The 19,043-nt window shown below is 39.4% G+C and carries 18 protein-coding genes; 4 read left to right on the top strand and 14 right to left on the bottom strand.

Annotated features, from left to right (window positions below):
• Window positions 1-64 precede the first annotated feature (64 nt).
• The 4 genes from C9J36_RS04900 to prsW all read right to left on the bottom strand — a co-directional run bounded on the left by C9J36_RS04900 (window position 65) and on the right by prsW (window position 3,708).
• The gene (locus tag C9J36_RS04900; RefSeq protein WP_107942397.1) at window positions 65-715 is read right to left on the bottom strand and encodes a flagellar brake protein; all 651 of its coding nucleotides are present in this window, start codon (window positions 713-715) and stop codon (window positions 65-67) included.
• Between the two features lie 87 nt (window positions 716-802).
• Entirely contained in the window at window positions 803-2,080 is a 1,278-nt protein-coding gene (locus tag C9J36_RS04895; RefSeq protein ID WP_066171690.1) for a PepSY1/2 domain-containing protein, read from the bottom strand.
• Window positions 2,081-2,089: 9 nt separating this feature from the next.
• Window positions 2,090-2,887, bottom strand: a complete 798-nt coding sequence (sleB, locus tag C9J36_RS04890; protein WP_107942396.1) for a spore cortex-lytic enzyme — start codon at window positions 2,885-2,887, stop codon at window positions 2,090-2,092.
• Between the two features lie 146 nt (window positions 2,888-3,033).
• The gene (gene prsW, locus C9J36_RS04885; RefSeq protein ID WP_066171696.1) at window positions 3,034-3,708 is read right to left on the bottom strand and encodes a glutamic-type intramembrane protease PrsW; all 675 of its coding nucleotides are present in this window, start codon (window positions 3,706-3,708) and stop codon (window positions 3,034-3,036) included.
• A 245-nt stretch (window positions 3,709-3,953) separates the two neighbouring features.
• Here prsW and C9J36_RS04880 point away from each other — a divergent pair, with 245 nt between their 5' ends.
• Window positions 3,954-4,925 carry an asparaginase gene (locus C9J36_RS04880; RefSeq protein ID WP_066171699.1) on the top strand — a complete coding sequence of 324 codons (972 nt, stop codon included), beginning with the start codon at window positions 3,954-3,956 and terminating at the stop codon, window positions 4,923-4,925.
• Between the two features lie 285 nt (window positions 4,926-5,210).
• Here the strand turns inward: C9J36_RS04880 and C9J36_RS04875 are convergent, their stop codons facing one another.
• The 8 genes from C9J36_RS04875 to C9J36_RS04835 all read right to left on the bottom strand — a co-directional run bounded on the left by C9J36_RS04875 (window position 5,211) and on the right by C9J36_RS04835 (window position 14,339).
• A complete protein-coding gene (locus C9J36_RS04875; RefSeq protein WP_107942395.1) occupies window positions 5,211-6,191 on the bottom strand; it encodes a YpdA family putative bacillithiol disulfide reductase in 981 nt (326 codons plus the stop codon).
• 12 nt (window positions 6,192-6,203) lie between these two features.
• Window positions 6,204-6,959, bottom strand: coding sequence for a metallophosphoesterase (locus C9J36_RS04870; protein WP_235616007.1), 756 nt, complete (start codon window positions 6,957-6,959; stop codon window positions 6,204-6,206).
• A gap of 136 nt (window positions 6,960-7,095) precedes the next feature.
• Window positions 7,096-7,761, bottom strand: coding sequence for a LysM peptidoglycan-binding domain-containing protein (locus C9J36_RS04865; protein WP_066171705.1), 666 nt, complete (start codon window positions 7,759-7,761; stop codon window positions 7,096-7,098).
• 72 nt (window positions 7,762-7,833) lie between these two features.
• Window positions 7,834-9,270, bottom strand: coding sequence for a RecQ family ATP-dependent DNA helicase (locus tag C9J36_RS04860; RefSeq protein WP_107942394.1), 1,437 nt, complete (start codon window positions 9,268-9,270; stop codon window positions 7,834-7,836).
• Entirely contained in the window at window positions 9,271-10,293 is a 1,023-nt protein-coding gene (locus tag C9J36_RS04855; RefSeq protein WP_107942393.1) for a YpbB family protein, read from the bottom strand. It abuts the gene before it with no gap.
• Window positions 10,294-10,549: 256 nt separating this feature from the next.
• Window positions 10,550-11,584, bottom strand: a complete 1,035-nt coding sequence (locus C9J36_RS04845) for an HD domain-containing phosphohydrolase (RefSeq protein WP_107942392.1) — start codon at window positions 11,582-11,584, stop codon at window positions 10,550-10,552.
• 14 nt (window positions 11,585-11,598) lie between these two features.
• On the bottom strand, window positions 11,599-11,967 hold the full coding sequence (locus C9J36_RS04840; RefSeq protein WP_107942391.1) for a response regulator: 369 nt from the start codon (window positions 11,965-11,967) through the stop codon (window positions 11,599-11,601).
• Window positions 11,968-11,981: 14 nt separating this feature from the next.
• Window positions 11,982-14,339 carry a response regulator gene (locus C9J36_RS04835; RefSeq protein WP_107942390.1) on the bottom strand — a complete coding sequence of 786 codons (2,358 nt, stop codon included), beginning with the start codon at window positions 14,337-14,339 and terminating at the stop codon, window positions 11,982-11,984.
• A gap of 339 nt (window positions 14,340-14,678) precedes the next feature.
• Here C9J36_RS04835 and C9J36_RS04830 point away from each other — a divergent pair, with 339 nt between their 5' ends.
• Window positions 14,679-14,927 carry a ferredoxin gene (locus C9J36_RS04830; protein WP_066171718.1) on the top strand — a complete coding sequence of 83 codons (249 nt, stop codon included), beginning with the start codon at window positions 14,679-14,681 and terminating at the stop codon, window positions 14,925-14,927.
• Between the two features lie 170 nt (window positions 14,928-15,097).
• The gene (locus tag C9J36_RS04825; protein WP_283234858.1) at window positions 15,098-15,877 is read left to right on the top strand and encodes an enoyl-ACP reductase FabI; all 780 of its coding nucleotides are present in this window, start codon (window positions 15,098-15,100) and stop codon (window positions 15,875-15,877) included.
• Window positions 15,878-16,231: 354 nt separating this feature from the next.
• Here C9J36_RS04825 and C9J36_RS04820 read toward each other — a convergent pair whose 3' ends face one another.
• Window positions 16,232-16,849: a nitroreductase family protein gene (locus C9J36_RS04820; protein ID WP_107942388.1), complete on the bottom strand. Its 618-nt coding sequence runs from the start codon at window positions 16,847-16,849 to the stop codon at window positions 16,232-16,234.
• Window positions 16,850-16,862: 13 nt separating this feature from the next.
• Window positions 16,863-17,846 carry a ring-cleaving dioxygenase gene (locus tag C9J36_RS04815; RefSeq protein WP_107942387.1) on the bottom strand — a complete coding sequence of 328 codons (984 nt, stop codon included), beginning with the start codon at window positions 17,844-17,846 and terminating at the stop codon, window positions 16,863-16,865.
• A gap of 252 nt (window positions 17,847-18,098) precedes the next feature.
• On the opposite strand from C9J36_RS04815, the gene C9J36_RS04810 reads away from it, so the two are divergent.
• Complete coding sequence (locus tag C9J36_RS04810) at window positions 18,099-19,043, top strand: ring-cleaving dioxygenase (RefSeq protein ID WP_107942386.1); 945 nt, start codon at window positions 18,099-18,101, stop codon at window positions 19,041-19,043.

Genomic DNA, 19,043 nt, shown 5'->3' with positions numbered 1-19,043 from the left:
CGTAAATGCCCGATTAGTTCAACTAACAATCAGTGGAAATGCTTCCACTGATTGAAGTTTCACTTTATAATTCGTTTAATTCTTTTTTGCGCTGAAGCAATTGGCGCTCAAAGCATAAACGCACAATATGCTGCTTATCAACATCATCCGTATCCGTCAGTTGCATTGAGGCAATTTGCATCCCGTTTTCCTCATAAATACGAACAACGCGCGCATCTGTTTGTACATACTTTATCTCACCGTTGACAAAAGGAAGTACAACTGTTAATTGAACCGTATCATTTTCCTTAAAATTGGTCGGTTGAGTTAAACGCAGAGATAACCCTCCGGCGCTTATATCTTGCGCGATAAATTGATAGAAAGTCCCATCATATTCTACCGCTACATCAATTGGTGTTTCAATCCGTACAAACTCTCTTCGTTGAATTTTTGTAAATTCATTGGCTGGCGGACATGAAAGCATCACCATCGGTATACGATCGTTTTTCCGCCCCATCACTTTCGTTGTAAAGCTATAGCTATTACCCTCCGTATAAAATACGGCATGGAACTGTGCTCCATCCAGTAAAAATGCTGTTTTTTTCGTGAAATCATTGATTGGATAATCCACGTAAATAAGATCGTCATCCTTTTCCACCACTTTACACCTAAATTTCTCCATTCTCTCTGTATACATTGGCTCTAACATTAACATCGTTCCAATTTTTAATTCCATGATTTTCTCCTCGTGCATTTACATTTTCTATGTCTATTATCGCACGCGGTTTCCAAATTATCTATATTATTATTCTTCAATGCCAACTTAGGTTAATGTATCAATTTGAATGACTTCATGTGTTGTGCCATCTACAACAACACGGAATGTATCATACTGTTTATCCGGTAGTCGTGCAATAACTTCATAGCATAGACGTAGTTCATATGCATCATTTTCTGTGTAAATTTTCTTTTCATCCTCTATTACAACGCCTTCACCAAAAAATGCCGACCAATCAATTGGCTTTAGCTCCTGCTCTTTAATCGTTTCCTTTTGGATATACTCCATAGCATTAATACCGAGCACTTCGCCGCTATCCTTTGCAATTTTCACTTGCACACTATCAGGGTAGACGAGCGCATCATTTACTTTACGTGTGAAAACAAAATGCCATGCTATATGATTTTCTCTCATTTCTGTGATGACTGTATCTTCAAACCCTGCATCTGCCATTATTTTTTCTGCTGCTTGTACAATTTCCTCATGCGACAAAGCAGTATTTTTCATTGGGCGCTCTAGTAAAAATGATAAAACATGGCCACCCTTTTCTGTAATATCGGCATAACCTATACGCGAGCCCCTAACAAATTGAATATGATAAAACGGATACGGGGCATCATCGCGACTTTTTGTAACAGTCATTGTTGCATCACTAATTAAAGGGAATACTGTTTGCAATCTTTCAAGTGCTTGTGCCTTCGTTAACGGCTCATCCATTAAATGCTGTAGCTCACGCTTTTTCTGATAATCACTTTCGCTTGCCGTTAAAGGAAAGTCTGTTTCATTAAAACTTTTCAAATCAGCTGATACTTTCGCAAAGTTTGAATTTCCTACTTCATCAGATGTAATTTTCGACCATTTTCTATAGTCGCCATCTTGCTGAAAGTAATTTGCTGTAGCAACAGTCCATTCTTCAGTTAAGGCATGTAAATTGCCATTCACTGCTTCCATCTTTTTTCGCCATTCTGTTGCATCTTTCGTTGCCGCAGTACGTTTTGCTTCATCTCCAATACGACCTAAATAACGCATCCAATCATTTGCTACATCCTGATGTAAAGGCAGGCGTGAAACTGCATTACGCATATCACTACTTACACGCCAAATCGTATCAAGCTCTTTGTGTAATGCTTTTTCATCTTGAAAAAGCATTGATTTGGCAATAGAAGAATGCAATAAAGAGAGCTTTTCTGACGCATTCGTTAACTCATTCGTATAATGGGCATGTACAGCCCTTTCCAATGAACGCTGCTTTGTCGTTACATCGTACGCATAAACAGCTAAAATCAATACAACAATACCTAATAAATAAACTGCATTTCTCATACTTCACCTCTAATAGCAAAAGATATGTTGACCTATTTGCTTAATTTGTGGACGTGTCCAAATCCATTTGCTCGTCGCTGTTTTCGGGTTGAAATAGTATAGTGCATTTTCCGTTGGGTCCCAACCATTCATTGCATCAAGCACAGCTTGTTTTGCTCGTTCATTTGGCGTCAACCAAATTTGACCGTCTGCCACTGCTGTAAAAGCAAGCGGCTGAAAAATAATATCGGAAATACTGTTTGGGAAATCGGGGGATTCAAGTCGGTTTAAAATAACTGCTGCCACTGCTACTTGTCCTTCATATGGCTCGCCGCGTGCTTCTCCAAAAACGGCATTTGCCATCAGTTGCAAATCACGTTCTGTATAGTTAGGGGGAAGCTGCATAGAACCACTATTGGAATTATTTTTACTACTTTCCGTACTACTACTGCCTCCTTTTACTTGATGTTCAAGTGGCATACCACCATAGTGTGTAAAATGGCTACCTTTCGCAATTTGCTCTTTAACAAAGCTCTCGTTATAGTTCGACTGTCCAACTAGCTTTTGTTTTGTTGTGTTACCCGCAATACCATCTACCTCTAAGCCATAGTCCTGTTGAAATTCACGCAATGCCCAATACGTGCCATAACCAAATTTGCCATCAATCTTGCCATGATAATAACCTATATACTGCAAACGGGCTTGCAGCTCAATAACATCATCTCCAAAAGCACCGCGCTGAATCACTTGTGCCGAAAAGGCATCGGATTGCTGCGGCTGCAAAAAGAGTATACTTAGCAAGAAAATAATGAATAATTTTTTTCTCATGCACACCTCTCCTTTTTTCATAGCATGCGAAGTGCGCCTTGATTTATACATCTGATATTTATTTTTCTAATTGGAGCAGAGCTTTCCTAAGCAAAAAGCAAAAGGTATCTGGAAAGTGGCGTGTCTGCCTACTTTTCAAATACCTTCTAATGTCGATTGTTTTCAATTAAATGTTCAATTAAATGTTGATGGGCAAGCTTTACTTTACGTAAGCCAAACCACCATAAAAACAGCATAAACGGCACCATTAAGTAAATAAAATTGCCACCTAGCGTCCAAATCAAATTATAGCTAAAATGCAACGCAATCGGAATAAATAACGATAAAAATAAATATTCCTTTTCTTTATCATTATTGGAAAACTTATTTTTCCCAAAATAATAGCCCATTACAACACCAAACAATGCATGGCTTGAAACAGGAAGTAATGCTCTCACAAAGGCTGTATCTAAGCCAAACGATAATAAATATAACACATTCTCAACAGTAGCAAAGCCGAGTGATACAGCCGCACCGTATAAAATGCCATCATATGGATCATCAAACTCAATATGTCTAAAAATGAGAATAAAAATAATAAGCCACTTAAAAAATTCCTCAATCGTACTTGTAAACACAACATTGGTCATAAATGGAGAGGTAAGCGCTCGTTCTTCTTCCACCACATATTGAATAAATAAAATAGGAAATGTCACCACTGCCCCGTATAAAAATGCTTGAATAAGCGTTCTACGTGGCTCTGTAGCCATTTGATTGCGCATATAAAAATAGCCTAAAAGAGCTAGTGCTGGAGCTATCGCTGCTGATAATAGTATGAACATATTGTAAGCTCCTTTTCTATATAGATAAAGTGAAACTTCAATCCGTGGAGGTTTTCCTCCTCCCCACTGATTGTTAGTTGAACCAATCGGGCTTTTACGGGCCTCCCACTTATCATTTGCGTATTTTCACTTAAGTTTGTCTTACTGCCCGTTAATGCGGGGTAAAACATTCCTTAACAATTTATTTAGATATTGTTATTATAACATTAAATGCATTCATACTGATTTCAAAAGGGGATTTTTTTATGTCAAAAAAAACGATTTTATTAATTCATACGGGTGGTACGATTTCAATGAAAATGAGCGCGGACACAGGCGCAGTTATGCTAAACGAGCAAAACCCGCTAAGGGCAGAGAAGCATATGCTCTCGACCTACGCTAATATTATCGAAGTAGAGGCGTTTAATTTGCCGTCACCACATATTACGCCAAATGAAATGCTACTGCTGCGCAATTGTATTGCTGAGCATGTTGATAAATATGCAATTGACGGAGTAGTGATTACACATGGTACAGATACATTAGAGGAAACAGCCTACTTTTTAGATTTGACAACACGCTATAATTTCCCCATCGTTCTAACTGGGGCAATGCGTTCTTCCAACGAACTTGGAGCAGATGGCGTATATAATTTATTAGAGGCAGTGCGTGTAGCCTGCTCAAAGGAAGCACGTGAAAAAGGGGTACTTGTTGTTATGAATGATGAAATTCATCATGCATTTAATATTACAAAAACATCGACTTCTAGCGTCAATACCTTCCAAAGCCCGCAATATGGCCCTATTGGCTTAATTACAAAAAAGACAGTACATATCCATCATATGCCTGTAAAGCGCCAATTTGTAGAAGTTGAAAAAATAGAAAAGCGCGTCGCTCTCCTAAAAGCATATGCAGGGATGGAAGCCGATTTAATTGATGCGGTGGCTACATTACAATACGATGGACTTGTGTTAGAGGGCTTTGGACAAGGCAATGTCACACCTGCCGTGGCAAAACGTATCAAAACACTTGTAGCAAACGGTATGCCTGTCATTCTTGTATCACGCTGCTTTAACGGTATTGCAGAAGGGGTTTACGGTTATGAGGGGGGAGGCAAGCAACTAGAAGATGCAGGTGTTATTTTCGCTACAGGCATCAATGGTCAAAAAGCTCGCCTAAAGCTATTAATCGGCTTAAACCAAGTGCATCATCCTGTCGAGCTGAAGGACTTTTTCTAACTATAAAAGCGCCCAAAAAACCTTGCGGTTGCCGGTATTTTGGACAGTAGCGAGGATGTTTCACAAAATGTTGATTCATATAAACAGAAAACGCCTCTTTTAAAAATGGGATGAACATTGGCTTTAGCAGTGTTATCCTTCAAGCGATGAAAACATTTATTTCAATGCGGTATCAAAACAAAATGGACTTTTCGGACAACACCTTTATAAATAAATATAACAAAAAGCAAGCTCCTAATAAGATGAATGAAAAATTCCTCACATCAAATTAGGAGCTTACTATATTTAAGGACGTCGTGGTGCTTTAAATTTCTTCTGAACCGCCTTCGCAATCATCCCACCATGGAAGCGTCCATTCTCTATAAAGATTTCATTGGCATTATTACCTGCCGCAATAACACCTGCGATAAATAGATTTGCAACATTCGTTTCCATTGTCTCCTCATTAAAATGCGGGCGACCAGTTGCCGCGTCAATTTCGACACCCATTGCATGAATAAAGTCATGGTCAGGGTGATAGCCTGTCATTGCAAAGACGAAATCATTCGCAATTTGCAAATGCTTGCCTGCTTTAGAAATAACGACTTCCTCTTCATAAATCGCTTTTACTTCGCTATCAAAATGCATCACAATTTCACCTAAGCGAACTAAAGCATCAAACTCTGGTAGCACCCATGGCTTAACACTCGGCGAATATTCACTCCCACGATAAACGACTGTAACATGTGCCCCAGCCTTTTGTAGCTCTAACGCGGCATCTACAGCCGAGTTTTTACCACCAATAACCAATACCTTAGTATCGAAAAATGGGTGTGCCTCTTTAAAATAATGATAGACCTTTGGCAAATCCTCACCTGTAATGCCCATAAAATTTGGGTTATCATAATAGCCTGTTGCAATGATGACATATGGTGTTTCATATAGCGCTTTACTCGTTGTAACTTTGAAGTTGTCGCCACTTTTTTCTACCTTTTCAACCTTCTCGAAGCGGTGAATATTAATTTTTTTTGCACGCACAACCTCGCGATAATAAACGAGTGCTTGATTGCGCCTCGGCTTTCGTTCCTCCACAATAAACGGTACATCACCAATCGCTAATTTTTCACTCGTGCTGAAAAATGTTTGGTGTGTTGGGTAATTATATAGCGAATTAACGATATTGCCTTTTTCAATCACAACAGGACGTAAACCAATTGCCTGTAACTCAATTGCCGCTGCCAAGCCACAGGGACCACCACCGACAATTAAAGCGTCTACTTTATGCATACTTCATTCTCCTTACTTTTCTTCAATTGTCACATCGATTACGTGACACTCTGGCTTCGCACCTAAGCGCAATGGCAATAATGTCGTACCATAGCCATTGCTTATAAGCGTCGGCACTCCATTTCGCACAGAATAAGAGCCTTTCGGATGCACACCGAATTTCCAAAAACGAATTTGTCCGCCATGCAAATGTCCACCCATCATTAGCTGCGGTGTAAAATAACGCTCTACACGATAAAAAACTTGCGGATTATGTGAAATAAAAAATGTAATATCATCCGTTTGGCATTTCGCAAATGCCTGCTCAAAGCTATATTTTTTTGTGGATGTATCTTGAATGGCGCTAAGCCATATGCGATTTTGCCCTGCGAGTAATTGCGCATCATTTTCAAGTATTGTCACATCCATTTCAGCAAATAACTGACGTAAGCGTTGCTCTCCTACTTCATGGTCATTATTTCCCCAGACAAAGTAAATAGGACCGAGTTGCTGCAACTGTTCAATATTGCTGCGCACCCGCTCAAATGGTGTACGCCTATCGCATAAATCACCGCCGATAATGACCGCCTCTACTTTTCCGATTGCTTTTAGCATTTGTTGGTTAATGAGACGCAAATGAATATCTGAAATAAAAAAAATACGCAAGCTTTGAGGGGTTTGACCTTGCAGTTGTAAAGGATGATGACGCACATTATTTTCAAATGCTTGACGCCACATATACCAAATACATACGCAAATAATTCCTACTCCTATTAATATGAATTTCACACTTTAAAACCCCTATTCGATGGCATTTCTTACGGAAACAGGGCTACCTAGAAAGGTTAAATCCCTCTAGGTAGCCCTCTTAGTATATTACAAAAAACACGTCATTCGTTAATATTTGCTTTATTATTTTTTCATCTTATTGCGGAATAATAAGTGTTTGTCCAACGACAATATTTTCTGAGCTTAAATTATTCGCTTGCATAATTTTTTGCACGCCGTTTCCATTATTATAATATTTTAAAGAAATACGATACAGGTTTTCATTTGGCTGAACGACATGTGTTTGAGATGAGGCTAGCTTTTCTGCATCTTCCTTCGCCTGTTTTTCAGCTTGTGCTTTTGCTGCTGCCTCTTTTTCGGCTTGCGCCTTTGCCTGTGCTTCTTTTTCAGCCTGTGCTTTCGCCGCCGCTTCCTTTTCGGCTTGCGCCTTTGCTTGTGCCTCTTGTTCAGCCTGCGCTTTCGCTGCCGCTTCCTTTTCAGCCTGTGCCGCTGCCTCTTGCTCAGCCTTCTCTTTTTCGGCTGCCGCTATTTGCTGTTCATTATTTTCAATAGATGGCTTGTTCGGCTCCACCGTAACCGAACCATCCTTTTCCACTGCTAAACTTTTCGGCTCATAAAAGAAATGTACATAGCCTAATACAAGTAAAGGTATAAATATAAACAATATCGTCATATTTCGAATAAGTGGGCTTTTTCGTTTTTTAGGTTTTTTACTTGTGCGTGACTTTCTTTCTAATCGACCATCAAATTCGATTTCTTGACGGTGCTCTTCAATTTTTTCTCTATAATTTTCTTGTGTCACAACACACCCCTCCTTACACTACTATTCTATAAACATATTATGACTAAATTCTACAAAAAAATCAATCGCGCTTCACCCTAGCAGTATTCGCTGCAAACGCTCCTGCCATGTTAATTGCTGGTCTGGCTCTTCAATAATTAATTGTGCAGTAAGTATTTCTTCAAAAATAAGACCACAATTTTGGCAGCAATTCGCCGTTTTTTCAGTTAGTTGTTGACCGAAATAATGAACAATTTGCTCGCGCATACAATTAGTCGAGTGTACGACTTGCAGCATTTCCTGTACCGCTTTATATTTATCTAGCTCCATTTGCTGCAAGCGTATTTGCACAGCTTCACTACTTTCCTGCTGCATCCAATAGTGCAAAACACGAAAAGCCGTTTCAGAAATCCCGCCAGCCTCAAGCATGCGCATCGGATTATGTCCGCTTGCCAAGCAGCTCATATATTGTTCAATATGCTGCGTTTTGGGCAAATCCTCGGTCACGATAAATTGAGAAAATTGCTCATCTCCATCTGCATAGAGCAATGTCGCTACTGCCGGCTGTCCGTCCCTACCTGCACGACCAATTTCCTGCATATAATTCGCAATATTTGATGGCATAAATTCATGAATCACCTGACGAATATTACCTTTATGTACACCCATACCAAATGCATTTGTTGCCACAATCCAATCTAACTTGCCGCCTAAAAATTGCTGCTGAATAAATTGGCGGTCCTCCGCCTCCTTGCCTGCATGATATGCCGCCGCTGCAATCCCACGCTCGAGAAGCGCTAAGCTAAGCGCCTCTGTTTTACCGCGCGATTGCGTATAAATAATGCCTGGTCCCTCTGTCGTTTTAACATGCTCAAGTATCCATTTGATTTTTTCATCCTTCTGTTGAAAAAAACGCTTTGCTAAGTGAATATTCGGGCGATTCACTGAATGTAAAAAATAAAAAGGAGACTGCATTGATAAATAGGTTTCAATATCTTGCAATACCGTTTTAGTTGCCGTTGCAGACAACGCTAAAATGGGCGGTTTATTATTCGTTGGAATGATTTCACTTAAACGCAAATAATCAGGACGAAAGTCAAAGCCCCATTGCGAAATACAATGTGCCTCATCCGCTACGATAAGCCCAAGCCTCATCTCCTTAAGCCGCTCCTTTACTTGAGGTTGCATCAGCATTTCTGGGGATGCGAAAATAAAGCGATATTCATGTAAGAAATGTAGAGCATAGCGCTTTTGCTGTGCTGTTAAAAATGAATTTAGAGCTATAACACGCTTTTCGCCAAATTGCTTCAATTGGTCCACTTGGTCTTGCATTAAAGATAATAGCGGGGAAACAATAAGGACTGGTGCATCTAATAAATAGGCTGGGAGCTGGTAGCATATGGATTTCCCCATACCTGTTGGTAATAGCGCAATGACATCTTGTCCGGCTAAAAGCTGCTCAATTACTTCTTTTTGCCCCGGTCGAAAGCTCGTATAACCAAAATGCTTTTGCAATGCTTGCTCCAACATTTAATTGCCCCCTCTCGCTAATACTAAACGCAATTGGAAATAAGTAAGATGCGGTAAAGCCTCACGCAATACTTTTAATTTTTTCGTAGCCCGTGATGAAATCTCATGTTGCACCTGTAGAAGCTCCTCCTGCTTAACAAAATGCTCAATTGGAAAAGTGGCATCGTGCATCGCTAGCTCAACTAAATGGTCCTCTATCGTGCTTTGCTTGAGATTTCTTGTATGGGCTATTTGCTGGAGCGAAAAGCCTTGCTCAAAAAGCCTTGCTGTTTGAAAGGCCGAGTCTGTTAGTGGCATGCGAATGCGGAGCTGCTGCGCAATATCAGCTAAATACGGATACTGTGTAATATGCTGAAGCCAATTATGTAAAGCGGAAATATAAAGGAGCTGGACATCCATTTCCGTACGCTCTGCATGATAGGCAAGCTGCTGCCATGTAAAGCCGGGCATACCGACACCTGTTAAACGATTGATTAATAGCTCTCGCTGCTCTTCTGTTACAGCCAATGATTCCAAGCTATCTGTAATTTCCTGCAACAGCAACACTTGTAAAGCCCCAGCTTGATATTGGTGACGTCTTAAAAATTGACGTGCAAAATACTGTATTTTTTCATCGCGTTGAATGGGGATAAACGCTTTTATCTTCGCTGATTGATGAGATAATGCTTGCACAATAAGAGAAAGACGCGCATAAAAAATATGCTCGTTGCCTCGATAATGCCAACCGTCAAAGGTGCAAGGAACGCCCTTTTTCGCCTGCTCTATCCCACTAGCTGTCAATGTATAATAACCAGCTTCATCCATATGCAAATAGTCTGCTTCCACAAAAAGTTGAACAGATTCATTAAACTTTTGTCTTGAAAGTTTTGGCAGTAGACTAAAATAAGCATGCAAGGAAAAAATGCCAGCATCCTGTATTGTTTGCCCTGACTTTTTACCACGCAGCAAATGATAAGCAGAGGCTACGGTTCTTTCATTATTTAATTTTAAGAAAATTGCTAGTAAAATTTGTTGAAAAATCAACGCTGCCTCCCACCTTCATTCGACAATTTACTTCCAGTATAGCGCAGCTAACAGAAAAAACCTATTAAGTGCTAATTCTCTATTTTACATTTTAAATTGTGACAAAGCACATCGCATTAGATGAAGTAGTAACAGAAGGCTTTGAAGCGTTAATGAAGGAAAAAAATCATATTAAAATTCTTGTAAATTCACAAGCTTAATTTAAGGCTGTAGGGAAATGCAGGCTAGCGCCCAATTTTCCTACAGCCCTTTTCTTTTATACGCATTCGACGATTAACTTCTCATTGTAAAGCTCCACAAACACATCGACAACGGCTGGGTCAAAATGCTTGCCCCTTTGCGCTTGAATTTCCACCATTGTTTCTTCAGGTGTCCATGCCCTTTTATATGGACGCTCATGTGTTAGTGCATCATAGAAATCTGCTAATGCAACGATTCGCGCCTCAATTGGAATAGCCTCACCTGAAATTCCGTTTGGATAGCCTGTCCCGTCCCAGCGCTCATGATGTGCTATCGCAATTTTGCGTGCCATTTTCAGCGTTGAAAACACGCTATTCGCTAAAATATCTGCACCGATTGTCGTATGTGTTTTCATCCGTTCAAATTCATCCGCCTCAAAGCGCCCAGGCTTTAGCAATATATGATCTGGAATGCCGATTTTTCCAATGTCGTGTAAAGGGGCTGCTAAACGAATAAGCTCTATCTCAGCTTTTGGTAAATTTAAACGCTCTGCAATTAAGCCAGATAAATGACCGACACGCTCTGTATGCTCGCCCGTTTCATCGTCACGATACTCTGATGCCTTCGCCAATAAATTTAAAATTTCGTATTTTGCCTGCTGTAGCTCCTGCGTTCTTTGCTGTACTTTCTCTTCCAATAATTGATTTTGCATACGTAACTGACCGTAGAGTACACGTGTTTGTAATAAATTTGTTATGCGTAAAACAAGATCAATTCGATCAATAGGCTTAGTTAAAAAATCGCTAATCCCCTCTTGAAAAGCTTGCTTCTTAGCCTCTGGTGTTAAGTCTGCCGTCAGCATTAATACCGGCAAAACCGCATCTTTACTACGAATCGATTGAAGTATTTGAAGACCATCTAAACCTGGCATATGCAAATCAAGTAAAACAATATCGGGATTTTTCTCTTCAAAGAGAGGTCCTGCTTGAAAAGGGTCCATTGTGCTATATATATGCTCAAATCCTGCACGACGTAAAATGCGCTCTAATAGGCTGACATTATATTCTTGATCATCAACGACTAAAATTTTCGCTTGTTTTATTTCTTCCATTCTTCCCGCTCCATTCATCTACCTGCTAACGCTTTCGTCATTTTTTCAAGTAAACGCTCTAGTATTATCGGCTTCGTATCATAGTCATCACAGCCTGCTTGATAGGCCTTTTCCTCATCCTCTTTCATTGCGTGTGCTGTTAAAACAATGATGGGAATATGCTTCGTCATTGCGTTCGCCTTCAATTGCCTCGTTGCCTCCCAGCCATCAACTACTGGCAAGCTTAAATCCATTAAAATTAATGCTGGCTGCTCCGCTATCGCATAGTCAATTCCTTGTTGTCCATCCTCTGCCGCCACTACAAAAAACCCTTTTCGAGTTAATCTTCTTGCTAGCATATCACGATTCATATCGTTATCCTCTACAAGCAAAATAGTTTGCATTCCATCAAATCCTTTTATTCTTTAATTAAAATTTCTTCGATTTTCTCCAGCAGCATTTTATGTTTAATCATCCCTTTTTGCACGATGCTCTCAACATAGCTACTCAGTTTCAAATGTTCTTCTCCGGTCAATGTTTTAGCAGTTACGACAACAACAGGTATATCACGCCATTCCGTTATTTTCCTTAATTCATCAATAAATTGGAAGCCATCCATTTCAGGCATCATTAAATCGAGTAAAATCAGTTGTGGCTTTTCATTTTTCACACAATCAATTGCATGCTGACCGTTGCGTGCCTGCGTAACAGCATAACCTTCTTTATTTAATAATTTAGTCATCAATTCACTTGTCATTATGTCGTCTTCTACAACAAGCACCTGCAATTGCTGCTTCTCTGTAACATAACGCTCTAACGCACTTACTAGCGACTCTTTATTAATTGGTTTTGTTAAATATTCAGATGCGCCAAGGGAATAGCCTAAAGACTCATCCTTCACCATCGACCAAATAATGACGGGTATATGCTGTAACTCCTCATCATTTTTCAAAGCCGTTAGCACACTCCAACCGTCCATGCTCGGCATTAAAATATCTAGGCAAATCACTTCAGGCTGTAGCCTTCTCGCCATTTCCAGCCCTTCCTGACCATTTGAGGCATAAGCTAACGTCCAGTCCTCCTTTGCTAAATAATGCTTCATTAATTGGTGATTCAATGGCTCATCATCAATATGCAAAACATTTACCTTGCTTTTCTTTTCAAGCTTATGCACATCTGCCTTATCGACTATCATGGATTCTTCTACTTTTGACATCGGTAGCCAGCATGTAAACGTACTGCCAACACCCTCTTTACTTTCAACGCTAATTGCTCCGCCTAATATTTCACTAAAGCTTTGACTAATTGCTAAACCAAGCCCTGTGCCACCATACTTTCGCGTTGTGGAAGCATCTGCCTGAGTGAATGGTTGAAATAGCTTGTCTACTTGCTCAGCAGTCATACCAATTCCCGTATCCTGAATACAGAAGCTATAGCCTGCTTGCGCTTTGCGCGTTTCTTCTTCAACCGTAATTGTAACTATGCCATCTTTCGTAAATTTACTTGCATTGCTAATCAAATTAATTAAAATTTGCCTTAGCTTCGTCACGTCTGTTGTCATTTCGCCATCGCTTATTCGCGCTACTAATTCATTATTATTTTGGTCTACAAGTGGCTTAACTGTAGCAATAACATCTTGTACAAGCTGCTGAATCGCAACTTTCTCGAAATATACCTCCATTTTGCCTGCCTCAATTTTTGAAATATCTAATATATCATTTATTAATGAAAGCAAGTGGCTTCCTGCATTTCGGATTTTAGTTAAATCATCAACAAATAATGTTTCCCCTATATCTTCCGCTTCCTCTGCCAGCATCTCACTATAACCAATAATAGCGTTAAGAGGCGTGCGTAACTCATGGCTCATATTCGCTAAAAATTTACTTTTTACCATATTTGCCTTAATCGCTTCATCATGAGCCTGTTCAAGCTGCGCTGTGCGTTCTTTTACTAATTGCTCCAAATTGCTATTTAGCTCCTTCAGCTCCTCATTCATCTTATATATCTCTTTTGTTTTCTCTTCAATTTCGGAATCCTTAAACGAGATTTTATTCGATAAATAAATACCAAGCAAAGAGATAATTAATGAAAACAATGTACCAGTTGAAATGAAATAGCCTAGAAACTGTTGATTAAAAACGACTCCTGCACTAGATTTCATATTTTCATCTATGTAAAAATGCGCTGCGTGCATCCCAACATAATGCATACCAGCAATAGCTGCCCCCATAATTAATCCACTTCCGAGCTTGGCAAATGTTTTCGGATTCCCCTCTCCATTTCTAAAAAAGAATGCCAATAAAAGAGCAACAAAAGATGCTAAAAGTGCAATTATTATAGATAAAGCAACAAAAGATAAATCGTAAGAAATACCAATTTGCATCGCTTCCATACCAATATAATGCATTGCAACAATTCCAGTAGCTAATGAAGCACTAGCGCTTAATAAGCGCGGCAATGTTAACCGGCTATTACGACTGACTAAATGCAGTGCTATAAACGAGCCAATAATTGCAGCGATTACCGAAATAATGACAATAATAATATTATAGGCAACAGGTACTGGTAGTGAAAATGCCAGCATCCCTACAAAATGCATCGACCAAATACCTAGCCCCATAGCACTCGCTCCAAATAGCAGCCACAGTAGTCTAGATCTCCCTTTTAAATTACTAATTCTTCCAACCAAATCTAATACCGTATATGCTGCTGCAACAGCAACAATATATGAGAAAATGACTAATATTGTATCATGAGATCCGTGTATATGTTCCATAAAAAAACCCCCTATTTTTAGGTCAACACGAAAATTAATTGCCTAAACTTTTTTCTGTATTTGTATCGGATTAATTCCAACAATATTTAAAGCAAAATAGAATTGAACGCTTTCTCTCCACAGCTTTTGCTACATTTGTACTAATTAAAATACCTTCTAAATTCTCGTTTCACTCCATATTATAATCATTTCTCCAAGTCCTTGTCATGCCTGACACAATTGCTACGCACTTAGACATTTCTATGACAATCAAGTATTGCCTGTTGAAAAGTATAGTGAACCACTATAGAATAAGAAAGAAGCTTATCAGAAAGCGAACGGAAAAAAGGAGAGAATCTAATGCCAAAATATACAATTGTCGATAAAGATACATGTATTGCTTGTGGCGCATGTGGCGCTGCGGCACCAGATATTTATGATTACGATGATGAAGGGATTGCCTTCGTTATTTTAGACGATAATATGGGAACATGTGCTGTTCCAGAAGATTTATTAGAAGATATGCAAGACGCATTTGAAGGTTGCCCAACAGATTCTATTAAAGTAGCTGACGAAACATTTGACGGTGACTCATTAAAATTTGAATAATATTTGGTGAATCTCTCAAACTTCATAGAGATTTGCAAAATAATGATGACAAGTGTTATACAGAGCATGCGAGTAGAAGAAAAATCTATTGCGTGCTTTTTTTTATCGTGTTATAGTTATTTTTAGTAGTTGGTACTAATAACAGATATTATTGTACTAAAGGAGTGCAAATGATGGATATTTTACAATTAAAAAATAAGAATGTTGTTGTGATGGGTGTTGCGAATGAGCGTAGCATCGCTTGGGGCATTGCAAAAAAATTATTTGAAGTAGGCGCAAACGTTATTTTCACGTACCGAAAAGAACGTTCAAAAGGAAAAATTGAAAAAATGCTAGCTGATTATACAGATTATAAAACGGCTGTTATCGAGTGTGATGTAAATAGCGATGACAGCATTGCACAAGCTTTCAAGCAAATTAGCACACAGTTTGGCGACATTCATGGCATCGTCCATTCAGTTGCCTTCGCACATGCAGAGGATTTAAAAAATCGCTTCCATGAAACTTCACGTGAAGGCTATGCTTTCGCGCAAGATACAAGCGCATATTCATTAGTTGCTGTTAGTAAAGCAGCGAAGCCTTATTTAGCGGATGGTGCTTCCATCGTTACGATGAGCTACTTAGGAGCAGAGCGCGTATTAGACGGCTACAATGTAATGGGCGTCGCAAAGGCAGCTTTAGAGGCAGCTATGCGTTATTTAGCGGCTGACTTAGGCACAGATAATATTCGCGTCAATGCAATTTCTGCTGGTGCCATTCGTACACTAGCAGCAAAGGGCGTACCAAGCTTCAACCAAATTTTACACAAAATCGAAGAGCAATCGCCATTAAAGCGCAACACAAACCAAGAGGAAGTTGCAGACATGACAATTGTAATGCTCAGCACACTATCGCGTGGCGTAACAGGCGAAACGATATATGTAGACTCTGGCTACAATATTATGGGATAAAAAAGCGTCCAACAAGCCATGCGGTTGCCAGCTTGTTGGACGCTTTTATTGGTCTTTGGATAAATTGTTTGCTCAGCAAAACAGAGAGGGGTTTCCTTACATTAAAGTGAAAACATCAAAAAGATATCTCATTTTGCACGTGGGCTGTCTTAAAAGATTAAATTCCCCCCAGCGCAGTGAAAAATCCACTTTACGCTCATTTTATTTTAAATTCAAAAAAATGCTGCTAAATTCAGTGTTTCTCTCGTTTTCAAAGAACCTTCTTGCTATTTTAACGAGTGAATTTTTTAAAATAGCACTATCAAAAGCGTCGAAAGAGCAGGCCACCACACTGCTCTTTCGAAGCCTTTCCCCTTAAATAAATTGCACGAACTCGTTTACTGGCTTGCGATAGCCTCTTAAACGGCGACTTTTTTCCTTTTCCTTGCCAATTGTAATCATTAATACAACTTCTTGATTAGCAGGAATTTGCATAAGCTCACGCACTTTCTCTTGGTCAAAGCCAATCATCGGGCATGTATCCCAACCTCGATTTTTAGCTGCCAGCATAAACATCATCCCAGATAACGAGGCATTACGGATAGCCTCCTCCTTCATAAACTGCTCTCCTCGACCTTCGTAAAAGACCGTATTTTCCTTAATGAGGTCTTGTAGCTCTCCTTCTGTAATGATGCCTAAGTCACGCATCCCTTGATTCAAGCACTCTGTCTGCCGATAGGCATAGCGATCACCTGTTACGATAAGAACAGCGGAGGCACTATGCACCTTGTATTGACCGTTAGCTGCTTCCCGTATTTGCTCCTTCTTCTCCTTATCCATCACAGCGTAATAATGCGCATGCTGTAAATTAAAAGCTGTTGGCGTATATTTCACGTCATCAAAAATTTCTTTTAAATCAGCCTCAGTAATCAGGACATCTAATAAAAAGTTATTAGCTGAACGACGTTGCTCAATTAGTTGTTGAAATTCCATATGATTAGCTCCCTTATTCATACTCTTTTTCGATATTTTTCGTGCTACGTATAGTATCAATTGGTCGTACTAAGCGTTCAATTTGCTCACGCTTTGGCTCTAAAAATGGCGGTAAGGAAAGCTTTTCCCCTAGCGTTTCATACGGCTCATCCCCCATAAAGCCTGGACCATCTGTTGCTAGCTCAAATAAAATTTGTGGTGCAACACGAGTATATAACGACTCAAAGAAATGGCGATTGACATAGCCTGATGTATGCAAACCAAAGCTTTCAAAATGCGTCTGCCATTCATCTAGCATTGCACGATCCTCCACACGAAATGCTGCGTGGTGTACCGTTCCAAAACCTTGACGTGCATTCGGCAGTACCGTATTATGCTCTACGATAATTTGAGCGCCATTCCCGCCTTCGCCCACTTCAAATAAATGGAACGAATCTTCCTGTGCAACTTCTTTAAATAGCATTACTTTTTCTAACATTTGCTTGAAGAAAGAAAAATCACTAATGCGAATAAATATTGGACCTAATCCTGTAATTGCATATTCTAATGGAATCGGTCCCTTTTCCCACGGAGTACCTGAAGCAACACCATTATTTGTTTCATCGGAAATGAGCTGATAATGCTGTTCATCAAAGTCGACAAAAGATAATATTTTTTTACCAAATTGCTCTTTTATACCTGTATGCTTTACTTGTAAACGATTAAAACGCTTTGCCCAATAATTAAGTGCCTCATCTGTTGGTACACGGAATGATGTTTTTGAAATTTCATTTGTACCATGTACCCCCTTTGGAATACCTGGGAAATCAAAAAACGTCATATCTGTTCCTGCTGAACCTTTATCATCAGCAAAAAATAAATGATATGTTTGAATATCATCTTGATTGACCGTTTTTTTTACTAAACGCATCCCTAATACGTATGTGAAAAATTCATAGTTCTTTTCTGCACTGCTTGTAATTGCTGTTACGTGATGGATTCCTTTTAAATGATTCATTTGTCATTCCTCCGATATCGTATTTGTTCATAATCCGTTTTGTCGATTATTGTTAACTTTCCACTAATATGCTGAAAAATCCCGCTAACCAATCCTAAAACTCAAATTACCTCGAATTCGAGATAAATTTACCATACATATTTAACGCTGTCAATCACTTAGAAGAAAATATCTTGAATTCGAGATATTTTTCTTGCATATTCAATTTTCAAGTAGTAAAGTGGAAGCAACAACATACAAGGAGCGATTGATATGTATACGATTCCAGGACATCATCATATTTCTATGCTAACAAAAGATGCGAAGCAAAATAATCATTTTTATCGTCATATTTTAGGGTTGCGTCGTGTAAAACTAACTGTGAATCAAGATGACCCATCGATGTACCATCTCTTTTATGGGGACACAACAGGTAGCCCAGGTACAGAATTATCATTTTTTGAAATGCCTTTTATTGGACGAACACACCGTGGCACAAATGCTATCACACAAATTGGTTTACTTGTCCCTACAGAAGACAGCTTAGTTTATTGGCAACAACGCTTGGCGAACTACAATGTAAAACATGGTGAAATTACGACATATGCCAACCGCCCTGCCCTCCATTTTGAGGACGAGGAAGGTTTACGCATAGTACTCCTTGCCGCAAATGGCGAAGTGATTGATTACTGGCAAACATGGGCTAAATCGCCTGTCCCTGCAGAGCATCAAATTTTAGGTATGGGTACTGTAGAAATAACAGTGAAACGCCTTGATAAAATCGCAAGCACATTGCAAATGCTTAATTACAAAGAAATAAGTTGCACAGAAGATGAAGCAGTTTTTCAATCAATTAAAGGGCAAGCCTTTGGTGAAATCGTCATTAAAGAGCTGGATGGTCCTAGTGAAAAGCCCGGTCGTGGCAGCATTCATCATTTAGCCATTCGCGTGCGCAATCATGAAGAGCTCGCTTATTGGGATGAGCGTGTTAAAGAGCTCGGCTTTCCCACATCAGGCATTATCGACCGTTATTATTTTGAAAGCTTATATTTCCGCGAGTCAAATGGTATTCTTTTCGAAATTGCAACTGACGGCCCAGGCTTTACAATTGACGGAGATATAGCAACACTAGGCGAAAAATTAGATTTGCCACCATTTTTAGAAGGGCGTCGTACAGAAATTGAAGCGCACTTAAAGCCAATCGAAGGAGACGAATAA

Origin of the sequence: Metasolibacillus fluoroglycofenilyticus (assembly GCF_003049645.1) — a bacterium.
Lineage (GTDB): Bacteria > Bacillota > Bacilli > Bacillales_A > Planococcaceae > Metasolibacillus > Metasolibacillus fluoroglycofenilyticus.
This window is presented reverse-complemented; position numbering and strand designations above follow the sequence as displayed.

Coding starts and splice junctions, on each gene's coding strand:
- C9J36_RS04835 (WP_107942390.1), bottom strand. CDS start 14,339: ATGGAACATATACACGGATCTCATGATACAATATTAGTCATTTTCTCA.
- C9J36_RS04895 (WP_066171690.1), bottom strand. CDS start 2,080: ATGAGAAATGCAGTTTATTTATTAGGTATTGTTGTATTGATTTTAGCT.
- prsW (WP_066171696.1), bottom strand. CDS start 3,708: ATGTTCATACTATTATCAGCAGCGATAGCTCCAGCACTAGCTCTTTTA.
- C9J36_RS04875 (WP_107942395.1), bottom strand. CDS start 6,191: ATGCATAAAGTAGACGCTTTAATTGTCGGTGGTGGTCCCTGTGGCTTG.
- C9J36_RS04810 (WP_107942386.1), top strand. CDS start 18,099: ATGTATACGATTCCAGGACATCATCATATTTCTATGCTAACAAAAGAT.
- C9J36_RS04840 (WP_107942391.1), bottom strand. CDS start 11,967: ATGCAAACTATTTTGCTTGTAGAGGATAACGATATGAATCGTGATATG.
- C9J36_RS04845 (WP_107942392.1), bottom strand. CDS start 11,584: ATGGAAGAAATAAAACAAGCGAAAATTTTAGTCGTTGATGATCAAGAA.
- C9J36_RS04860 (WP_107942394.1), bottom strand. CDS start 9,270: ATGTTGGAGCAAGCATTGCAAAAGCATTTTGGTTATACGAGCTTTCGA.
- C9J36_RS04900 (WP_107942397.1), bottom strand. CDS start 715: ATGGAATTAAAAATTGGAACGATGTTAATGTTAGAGCCAATGTATACA.
- C9J36_RS04880 (WP_066171699.1), top strand. CDS start 3,954: ATGTCAAAAAAAACGATTTTATTAATTCATACGGGTGGTACGATTTCA.
- C9J36_RS04830 (WP_066171718.1), top strand. CDS start 14,679: ATGCCAAAATATACAATTGTCGATAAAGATACATGTATTGCTTGTGGC.
- sleB (WP_107942396.1), bottom strand. CDS start 2,887: ATGAGAAAAAAATTATTCATTATTTTCTTGCTAAGTATACTCTTTTTG.
- C9J36_RS04825 (WP_283234858.1), top strand. CDS start 15,098: ATGATGGATATTTTACAATTAAAAAATAAGAATGTTGTTGTGATGGGT.
- C9J36_RS04815 (WP_107942387.1), bottom strand. CDS start 17,846: ATGAATCATTTAAAAGGAATCCATCACGTAACAGCAATTACAAGCAGT.
- C9J36_RS04820 (WP_107942388.1), bottom strand. CDS start 16,849: ATGGAATTTCAACAACTAATTGAGCAACGTCGTTCAGCTAATAACTTT.